Here is a 4,054-nt window from a genome sequence, read left to right on the forward strand (position 1 = left end):
TTCCCCAATCACCAGCCAACGCCGGTCTAATATCCGTACCGAGAGGAGCGAGACTTACTACCCGTTGCAGCTCGTTCAAAATACAGCTAGTGTCGTTGCAATTTGCATAAAGCATAGGATGCCATTCCATCGTTCTGGGGAACTTATCCCAAGGTTGTACCCGCGAGTCATATCCCCCCTGACCGACAGCTTGGTTGCCCCCAGGGAAAAACACCGCCCCAGTCGGGATGCCGACGCGCTGCGCCGGTTGCATTGCTGCCGTCAAAAAATCGACAATACCTTGAGCGGCGTGGGCTACACTCAGCTGCCATAAATCCCATTGTAGGAAAGGTTGACGTTGCCCTGCTGGCAGTACGCTCTTTGTTTGGTCGGGATTGCGTCCCTGCCAAAGCGGTTCTTCTTCCTCTGGATAAATTTCGTCAACCTGGGCAACATCTTGGGCGCTAACGAATCCCTTAGTTAAAAATCGCCGCATCAGATCCAGCCCTTTGCGGTTGATTGCCCGTTGCAAGAATACTTGCTGGGCAGATTCACCATAAATCCACAAGTCTTGCACCTTGGTAACGACCGAAGCATCCCCCGTCCCTCTGGGATAGCGAACATAATCAAACAAAATTCCGTCCGGTTTGCGTTTGACGATCGCCTCAATCAACCTTTCATAGTCTTGTCGCGCTTGGGGGCTGTAGGGATCGACAAAAGCTTTACTGGCATCGCCTTTTGTTAGATCGGTGTCGATACCCGCATCGTTGGTTACATCCAAACTGGTTTGACCCCTGCCATTACGAGCTAAAACAGCTTGGCGATCGGGCCGAGTCGCGTAAGCATATCCGAAATTGATTGTAAATACCCAAGCATAAACTTTGAGCCCTCGCTTGCGCCCTTTCTCAATAATTTCCGCTAACAGATCTACCTTTTCCGCTCCGGGTACTTGTATTACAGAACTCCAAGATGTGGGATTATCGGCCTGGGGCAGTAGCACCAGACTATCGTAAAAGACTTCCACATAAACTTCGTTGTAACCTTTATTGACAAGGCGATCGAGCAGCATACCCACCGAACCTGGGCGGATATCGCAGGGATACAGGCGCAGCCAAATAGCTTGGTTGCGCGGCCAATTTTGGCTGCGGCATTCTTGCAATTGCCTTGCCTGTTTGGCTATCAGGGCTTGGTAGCGGTTCTGCGCTTCTCGATCGCCTTTAAGAGCCGCCAGCCGGAGGTTTTCTTTTTGTTGAATCAGATCTGCCGATAACTGGCAAGGCACCATTACTTGTGCATGAGTTGGTTTATTCCAGATGCACTGACTCACCAGACCACCAGTTAACACACTGACTAAAAGGCTGCGATAGAAACGACTGGCATCTCGCTTAACAGCTATGAGAGCTTTCAACATGGCATCAACCAGAAAGAAAAAAAACAAACGATACTGACAAATAATTAGCCCCTAAGGACTGGTTGCTGCACCACTGCTTGCCACTAGGCATCAAGAGCCGCTGGGCTATAGGTCAACAAAGTTACCTTCACAAAAGTTTAGGTCATACTTGCTTGACTGGGAAGCCCATCGGTGTTCGCGTAACTACCAACTCTTATAAAAAGATTTGTTAATAATGGAAATAATAACTGTACTCCTATTTCATCTATATCAACCAGAGGGGTTTTTGTGGCTCTATATGCTGAACTGCACCGCCACCTCGGCGGTTCTGTTGTACCTCGTATTCTTTGGCGCTACTTCCAACGCAGCGACGCCAATTTGGCCGATCGCTTCCCTGAGTATGCCTCGTTTGAGGATTTTTATACAAAACCGCGCAATACGCTCGATGAGTATTTGGAGCTGCATACTTTAGTAGAAGGCGTTCAAACTACTCAGACACTACCCTATTTTATTTCCCGACTGATTCGGGGTGCGTATATTTTTGAGAATCTTGCCTATTTGGAGATCCGTTACACTCCCTATCTGCGGACATCTCCCCAACTCAGTCAGTCGGAACGAATTGACCAAATGGCTGAAATTGTTGAGATTGTCGGGAAAGCTACCCAGACGAAAGAATATCCAATTATTACCAGCCAAATTCTCTGTATGCACTCCCGCCTTCCCTATGAGGTGAACCGGGCGATCGTCGAGCTGGCTGCACAGAGCAAAGGGTATGTTTGTGCTGTAGACTTGGCTGGAGGGGATGCCCATTATGCAGAGCGGCTGGATGAATTTGTAGAACTGTACGCCTTGGCGCGATCGCTCGACCTCAAGACCACAGGCCACGTCTACGAAACTCAATCTGGTTGCTATCCAGAACTTATCCCCTATCTGATGCGGATCGGACACGGCATTCAGATCCCTTTACAGTATCCCGAATTGCTAAGTGAATTAGCTGCTAACGGTCAGTGTCTGGAAGTTTGTCCGACCACATACCTCAAAACCGGTACGCTCGAAGATATCCGCCAACTCAAGTTAGTATTCGATCGCTGTTTTGACGCTGGTGTGGATATCGCCATCTGCACGGATAACGCTGGTTTGCATAACGTGCGTCTGCCATTCGAGTACGAAAACTTGCTGACTTACGACATCATCGGTTTTGAAGAATTGCAGGCTTGTCAAGATGCCGCTTTTCGCCATGCTTTTGCTTGGCCTTACCAACAAAGACCGGCTTCGTTATTAAACGGACTGTTTCAAGCCTCAATTAACGATACGGGTAATGGCTCGCTGGGTCGCGAATTCGCCGAAATCGCCGACTAGAGCGTGCCAATTCACACAAATCGCTAGTTATTAAACTCGCGGGATTTTTCTGGCTGTAGGGTGCGTCAGATCTGATAATTTTGCCGATAATCATTAAATTTTATCGCTCTGACGCACCCTACTCAATTTAAGTTTTTTATCGATCAGACTCCTTGTCTCAGAGCATTTTCCACCTGGGTTAATTCTTGTTCCAAACGCTGCTTCAACTTCTCAGGAAGAGGACGATTTGGATAAGAACTGTAATGTCCGGCTATATTGTTCAATGCTGTTCGCATTGTAGTGAAAGAGCGGAGAGCGGTGAGAGAACTATCGCGCCGATAACGAGCCGCAAAGTCATTGATTCTTTGACGTGCTTCTGCCTGAACCGCCGCTTTCTCTGGTGAATCATCTGGCAATTCAATCGCAGTTCTCAAAGTTTGCACCAGAGCCAAGGTATCTTGACGATAATCCCCAGTTATGCCTGTGGGGGTGGCACAGCCGATCAAGCCGATCGTCACAACCAAAACTAGGGCAAGCAGACGGGTCAAATAGCGCTTCATAAGCAGTTAGGTAAATTTTCCACAGCAGAGACAAATCCATGCTCCATCGTATCCTGGATCGGTACTGCGGGGATCATCCTAAAGTTACTCAATGCTTGGGTAAATCCGGATCTTCTTGCATATGAGTTTTGTATTTACGGAGTCCGTAAAGCCTTGAGCTCTCTTTTGAAGAGTCGCACTTGACCGTCTTGGAATCAACCAAAGCGTCCGCTGACGTACTCGCGGGTAGATTCTTCTTTCGGACTTTGGAAAATCACCTCGGTGCGATCGAACTCCACCATATAACCCATGCGTCCGCCTTTTTCGGTAGGCTGGACATTGAAGAACGCGGTCATATCGGACACCCGCGAAGCCTGCTGCATATTGTGGGTAACGATGATGATGGTGTATTGCTCTTTGAGTTCGTGCAGCAAGTCTTCGATCCGCAGGGTAGAAATCGGGTCTAGAGCAGAACAGGGTTCATCCATCAAAATAACATCGGGTTGCACTGCGATCGCCCGCGCAATACACAAACGCTGCTGCTGTCCGCCAGACAGAGATAAACCGCTTTGTTTGAGCTTGTCTTTCACTTCATCCCACAGAGCCGCACCTCGGAGCGATCGTTCTACCAACTCATCCATATCGCCCCTGTAGCCATTGATCCTCGCACCAAAAGCCACATTCTCGTAAATTGATTTCGAGAAAGGGTTGGGTTTTTGAAATACCATCCCTATACGACGACGTACTTCCTCTATTCTTTGCGCGAATTGCCGATCGTAGAGATTTTCTCCTTGAAACTTAATTTCTC

The 4,054-nt window shown here is 48.4% G+C and carries 4 protein-coding genes; 1 reads left to right on the plus strand and 3 read right to left on the minus strand.

All coding sequences use genetic code 11. From position 1 onward, the window contains the following. Nucleotides 1-1,390, minus strand: a 1,390-nt coding sequence (locus H6S82_RS21470) for a family 10 glycosylhydrolase (protein WP_191056674.1), incomplete at its 3' end; no start/stop codon positions are given. Nucleotides 1,391-1,657: 267 nt separating this feature from the next. On the opposite strand from H6S82_RS21470, the gene H6S82_RS21475 reads away from it, so the two are divergent. Continuing rightward, nucleotides 1,658-2,728 carry an adenosine deaminase gene (locus tag H6S82_RS21475; RefSeq protein WP_190463381.1) on the plus strand — a complete coding sequence of 357 codons (1,071 nt, stop codon included), beginning with the start codon at nucleotides 1,658-1,660 and terminating at the stop codon, nucleotides 2,726-2,728. 143 nt (nucleotides 2,729-2,871) lie between these two features. Here H6S82_RS21475 and psb27 read toward each other — a convergent pair whose 3' ends face one another. Continuing rightward, nucleotides 2,872-3,267: a photosystem II protein Psb27 gene (gene psb27 / locus H6S82_RS21480; protein WP_190463379.1), complete on the minus strand. Its 396-nt coding sequence runs from the start codon at nucleotides 3,265-3,267 to the stop codon at nucleotides 2,872-2,874. 194 nt (nucleotides 3,268-3,461) lie between these two features. Beyond that, the coding region (locus tag H6S82_RS21485; RefSeq protein WP_191056675.1) for an ATP-binding cassette domain-containing protein at nucleotides 3,462-4,054 on the minus strand (593 nt) is incomplete at its 5' end.

This window comes from Planktothrix sp. FACHB-1355 (genome assembly GCF_014748295.1).
GTDB classification, from domain to species: Bacteria; Cyanobacteriota; Cyanobacteriia; order Cyanobacteriales; family Aerosakkonemataceae; genus Aerosakkonema; species Aerosakkonema funiforme_A.